This is a genomic window from Nocardia araoensis NBRC 100135 (assembly GCF_000308435.1).
Classification (GTDB): Bacteria; Actinomycetota; Actinomycetes; order Mycobacteriales; family Mycobacteriaceae; genus Nocardia; species Nocardia araoensis.
In genome coordinates this window covers 1-5,864 of record NZ_BAFR01000187.1, presented here as the reverse complement: position 1 = coordinate 5,864, position 5,864 = coordinate 1, and the positions used below count along the sequence as shown (strand labels likewise).

Annotated in this window: 2 protein-coding genes; both read left to right on the top strand. The window is 68.8% G+C overall.

What is annotated here, in order from left to right; all coding sequences use genetic code 11:
- On the top strand, positions 1–871 hold an 871-nt coding region (locus ON21_RS24745; RefSeq protein WP_157170956.1), incomplete at its 5' end, for an AMP-binding protein.
- 267 nt (positions 872–1,138) lie between these two features.
- On the top strand, positions 1,139–5,864 hold a 4,726-nt coding region (locus ON21_RS24740), incomplete at its 3' end, for a non-ribosomal peptide synthetase (protein ID WP_157170955.1).

The following is a 5,864-nucleotide window of genomic DNA, read 5'->3' as shown; positions in this document are numbered from 1 at the left end:
GCGGATGGCGGCCGCGGCGGAGCCGGTGAGCGTCGAAGCGCCCACCGCGACCGCGGGCACGGCGCTGACGCAGGCTTTGGCGGCGGCGGTCGAGGATGATCCGGACGGGCCTGCCGTGGTCTCCGGTGAGAACGCGCTGACTTACCAGGATCTCGACGCCCGCTCGTCGCGTTTGGCGCGGGTGCTCATCGCCCGCGGTTGCGGCCCGGGCGCGGGCGTGGCACTGCGCCTTGACCGCGGCGTCGAAGCCGTCGTCGCCACCTGGGCCGTCCTCAAAACCGGCGCCGCCGTCGTCCCCGCCGACACCGCACCGCCCCAACACCTCGAGACCAAGATCGGCCTCACCCTCGGCGACCCCCACACCGCCACCCTCGACTGGCTCGCCCTCGACGACCCCGCCGTCATCGCCGAAATCGCCGCCGAATCACCACGCCCCGTCACCTACGCACACCGCACCCGCGCCCTACGCGGCAGCGACCCCGCATTCATCGGCGCACAGGCGCTCAGTTACGACGACTTGGCCGCGGCGGCCGGGCGGTTGCGTGCCCGCACCGAACTGACCTTCGAATCGCGCACCTTCCAGCACGGCAGCCCGCAGTCGCCCGCCGCGCTGATCGAGGTGGTCGCCGCCGGATCGGTGGGCGCGTCGGTGGTACTGGTCGACGCGGACGGCGCGCTGACGGAATCGCTGGCCGACGAGTGGGTAACCCATCTGGTGACGGATCGGAGGGGGCTGGAAGCCCTCGACCCGACGGCGCTGGAGGACTTGCACGCTGTGGTGCTGGACAATGGTGTCGGCGCCGTACCGGCGGGGCCTTGGACCGATGTGGCCGCTATCGTCGAACTCACCGAGTTGCTCGGTAGCGAGTGAAGCGAGTCACGGTCGGACCCGAGCTCCAGGTTGTGTGACCATGGACACAGCTGGTTGGTTTGGAGTATCAGGGTGTCCGCTGGAAATGTGTCATGGACGTGTTCTTACAGGCAGGATGTGCAGAGTTTTCATGTTTCGCTTGTCGGGGAATAGTCTGCCGGCTCAGGGATGGGGGACCAGGGACGAAGCGGGGCTCGCGTGACGCGGCCCGCGCGGGTGCGTCCCACACGCACCCGGCGACCTAGAGTCACTACCCTCCCGCAGCTGATGGCCACCGCCGTCGAGGCGAATCCGACCGGTACCGCGGTCGTGTTCGCCGACGCGGTCAGCTCGCGCGGACACCTCACCTACGCGGAACTCGACGCCAGGTCCACGCGTTTGGCGCGTCTGCTGATCGATCGGGGGGTTGGTCCGGAGGATCTGGTCGCGGTCGGTGTTCCGCGTTCGGTGGAGTCGGTGGTCGCGGTGTGGGCGGTGGCCAAGACCGGTGCGGGGTTCGTGCCGGTGGATCCGAACTATCCGGCCGATCGGGTCGAGCACATGGTGAAGGACTCCGGCGCCGTGCTCGGGCTCGCCGTCGCGCGCGTAGTGGATGATCTGCCCAGCGAAATCGAATGGCTGGTCATCGATTCCGACTCCTGCGCCCGGCAGCTGGAGGACTACCCGACCGAACCGGTCACCTATGCGGATCGGCTGCGCCAGTTGCGTGCCGAACATCCGGCTTACGTCATCTACACCTCCGGGTCGACCGGCATGCCGAAGGGCGTGGTCGTCACCCAGGCCGGGTTGGCGGGTTTCTGTGCGGAGCAGCGTGATCGGTATCGGGTGACGAGCGCGTCGCGGACGTTGCATTTCGCGTCGCCGTCGTTCGACGCGTCGGTGCTGGAGTTGCTGCTCGCGCTCGGTGGTGCGGCCACCATGGTCGTGGTCGCGCCGACGGTCTACGGCGGTGACGAACTGGCCGCCCTGCTGCGCAGAGAGGCCGTCACGCACGCGTTCATCACCCCGGCCGCGCTGGCGTCGGTGGATCCGGCGGGGCTGGATGAATTGCGCGTGGTGGTGGCCGGTGGCGAGGCGTGCCCGCCGGAACTGGTGCGGCGCTGGGTGCGCCCGATCGCCGAGGGCGAGCGCGAGTTCTACAACGGGTACGGCCCGACCGAGACCACGATCATGACGAACATCAGCGCGCCGCTGGTGCCGGGGCAGCCGGTGACCATCGGCGCGCCCATCCAGGCGACCACCGAATACGTGCTGGACGAGCGCCTGGTGCCGGTGCCGATCGGCGTGGTGGGCGAGCTGTACATCGGCGGACCACAGTTGGCGCGCGGTTACCAGTTGCGCCCCGGCCTCACCGCGGTGCGCTTCGTCCCTAATCCGTTCGACCCGAACCACTCTCGGCTCTATCGCACCGGTGATCTGGTGCGCTGGACGCCGAGTGGTGAGTTGGAGTATCTGGGTCGCAACGATTTCCAGGTGAAGATTCGCGGTTTCCGTATCGAGTTGGGTGAGATCGATGCGGTGCTGGCGGCGCACGAGACGGTGGATTTCGCGGTCACCGTCGGGCACGAATTGGACAGCGGCGCGACCATTCTCGCCTCCTACGTGCACGCGGCGAGCGGACGCTCGATCGACACCGACGAGCTGCTCGCGCACGCCGAGCGCAGCCTGCCGGTGCACATGGTGCCGACCTCTCTCACCGTGCTGGACGAGATCCCGCTGACCCCGGTGGGCAAGCTGGATCGTCGCGCCCTGCCCGCTCCGCAGTTGCAGACCAAGGAATTCCGCGCCCCGTCCGGAGCGCTGGAGCAGTTGGTGGCGGGCGTGTTCGCCGACCTGCTCAGCGCGGGCGGCGAGATCGGCGCGGACGACGATTTCTTCGAGCTGGGCGGCAACTCGCTGATCGCGACGCAGGTCGCGGCCCGGCTCGGGGCATCGGTCGGCGCGCGGGTGCCCGCGCGCACGGTGTTCGAAGCGCCGACGGTCGCGCTGCTGGCGGCCCGGTTGGCCGAATTCGACACCGGCGCGGCGCGTCCGGCGTTGGTGGCGGTGGAGCGTCCGGAGCGGGTGCCGTTGTCGTTGGCGCAGCGGCGGATGTGGTTTTTGAATCAGTTCGATACCGGTTCCGCGGCGAACAATATTCCGTTCGCGGTGCGGTTGTCGGGTGTGTTGGATGTGGCGGCGTTGCAGGCGGCGGTCGCGGATGTGGTCGGGCGTCATGAGACGTTGCGGACGGTGTATCCGGCGGTGGACGGTACGGGTTATCAGGTCGTGCTGCCCCCCGAACAGGCGACTCCGGACCTGACGCCGCACGACCTGACCGCCGGGGAACTGCCGGACTGGCTGCGTACGTTCGCCGCCGCCGGTTTCGATGTCGCGGCAGAGGTGCCGCTGCGGCTCTCGCTCGCGCGGACCGGTCCCGACGACTACGTCCTCGCCGTCGTCGTGCACCATATCGCGGCCGACGGCACGTCGATAGCGCCGCTGGTGCGCGACCTGATGACCGCCTACGTCGCGCGCAGCGCGGGTGCCGCGCCGGGGTGGGAACCGCTGCCGGTGCAGTACGCGGACTACACGCTGTGGCAGCGCGCCGTGCTGGGCGAGGAGAACGACCCCCGCTCCGTGGCCGCGACGCAGATCGCCTTCTGGCGAGAGGCTCTCGCGGGCATTCCGGATCGGCTCGACCTCCCCACGGATCGGCCGCGTCCCGCCGCTGCCTCCGGGCGCGGCGGCGTCTTCACCTTCACCGTCGACGCAACCACCCGGACCCGGCTGGACGAGCTCGCGCACGCGAGCGGCGCCTCGCTGTTCATGGTGGTGCACACCGCTTTCGCGGCATTGCTGGCCCGATTGTCCGGCTCTGGCGACATCACCATCGGCACGCCGGTCGCGGGCCGCGGCGAGGCGGAACTCGATGATCTGGTCGGCATGTTCGTCAACACGCTGGTGTTGCGGACCGAGGTGGATCCGGCGGCCTCGTTCGCAGAACTGCTGGAGGCGACCAAGGAACGCGACCTCGCGGCCTTCTCGCATGCCGAGTTGCCGTTCGAGCGGTTGGTCGAGGTGCTGGACCCGGTGCGCTCGCAGGCGCATCATCCGCTGTTCCAGGTGGCGCTGTTCTTCCAGAACATGGAACAAGCGCAGCTCGAGCTGCCCGGCCTGTCGGTCGGCGCGGTCGAACTCGACGGCGCGGTGGCCAAATTCGATCTGCAGCTGACGGTGACGCCGCAGGAAGGTCCGGACGCCGGCCTGGCCGCCATGTTCACCTATGCCACCGATCTGTTCGACGAGGGTTCGGTCGCCGAATTCGCGGCGCGCCTGAACCGATTGCTGCGCGCGGTCGCGGCCGACCCCGATCGCCCGCTGGGCGGCATCGACCTGCTCAGCGTGATCGAGCGGGATCGCATCCTGCACGAGTGGAACGACACTCGCTACCCCGTCCCCTCGGAGTTGCTGCTCGACGGGTATCGCCGTGCCGTCGAAGCGCATCCGGAGCAGATCGCCGTCGCCTACGAGGGCGCTGAGCTGACTTATCGTGAGTTCGATGGGCGGGTGAATCGTCTTGCGCGTTTGTTGATTTCGCAGGGTGTGGGTGCGGAGTCGTTGGTGGGGTTGGCGGTTCGGCGGTCGTTGGATCTTGTGGTGGGGATGTATGCGGTGGTGGCGGCGGGTGGGGCGTATGTGCCGTTGGATCCGGATCATCCGGCCGAACGCATCGCGCACATCCTGGACACCGCTCGCCCGCTCTGTGTCGTGACGACCAGCGCCGACGCGGCGGCGCTGCCCGAGGACGTCCGGACGCTCGCCGTGGACACCGTGGACCTCGACGGCTTCGACGGCAGCCCGGTTCGCGCGGAAGAATTGCTGCGTCCGGTGTCGCCGGAGCATCCGGCGTACGTGATCTTCACTTCCGGATCGACCGGCAGGCCCAAGGGCGTCGCGGTCTCCCACGCGGCGATCAACAATCAGATCGCGTGGATGCTCGCGGAATATCCGCTGGGCCCGGACGACGTGTACTTGCAGAAGACGGCGACGACGTTCGACGTCTCGCTGTGGGGCTACTTCATGCCCTTGCGCGCGGGCGCGAAGCTCGTCGTCGCGACGCCGGACGGGCATCGCGACCCTGCCTACGTCGCGGAAACCATTGCCAAGCAGAGTGTGACGGTGACGGACTTCGTGCCGTCCATGCTGACCGTCTTCGCCGCGCACGCCATGCCCGGCAGTTGCCCGACGCTGAAGCACGTCTTCGTGATCGGCGAGGCGCTGCCCCCGGAGACCGTGGGAGCCATGCAGGCGGTGTCCGACGCCGCCGTGCACAATCTGTACGGTCCCACCGAGGCCGCGGTCTCGGTGACGTACTGGCCCGCGTCGGCGGACGAGCGCTCCGTGCCGATCGGTCTGCCGCAGTGGAACACTCAGGTCTACGTGCTGGACTCTTGGTTGCGGCCCGTGCCGGTGGGTGTGCCCGGCGAGCTGTACCTGGCTGGTGATCAGCTGGCCCGCGGTTATGTGCGGCGTCCCGATCTCACCGCCGACCGGTTCGTGGCCAATCCGTTCGGCAACGGCGAGCGGATGTACCGCACCGGCGACCTCGTCGTGTGGCGCAAGGACGCCGACGACGCGGTCCTCGACTATCTCGGCCGGACCGATTTCCAGGTGAAGTTCCGCGGTCAGCGGATCGAGCTGGGCGAGATCGAGACGGCCCTGCTGGCGCAGCCTTCGGTGAGCCAAGCGGTCGCGCTCGTGTCGCCTTCGTCGCTGGGCGACCAGCTCGTCGCCTACGTCGTCCCCGCTCCGGGAGACCGGATCGACGCGCAGGCGCTGCGGTCCGCGATCGGCGAAACCTTGCCCGCCTACATGGTTCCGGCGGCGATCGTCGCGCTGGAGGCGTTCCCGCTGAACTCCAGCGGCAAGCTGGACCGGAAGGCGCTGCCCGAGCCCACTTTCGAGACCAGGCATTTCCGTGCGCCTACGAGCGCGATCGAGGAGATCGTCG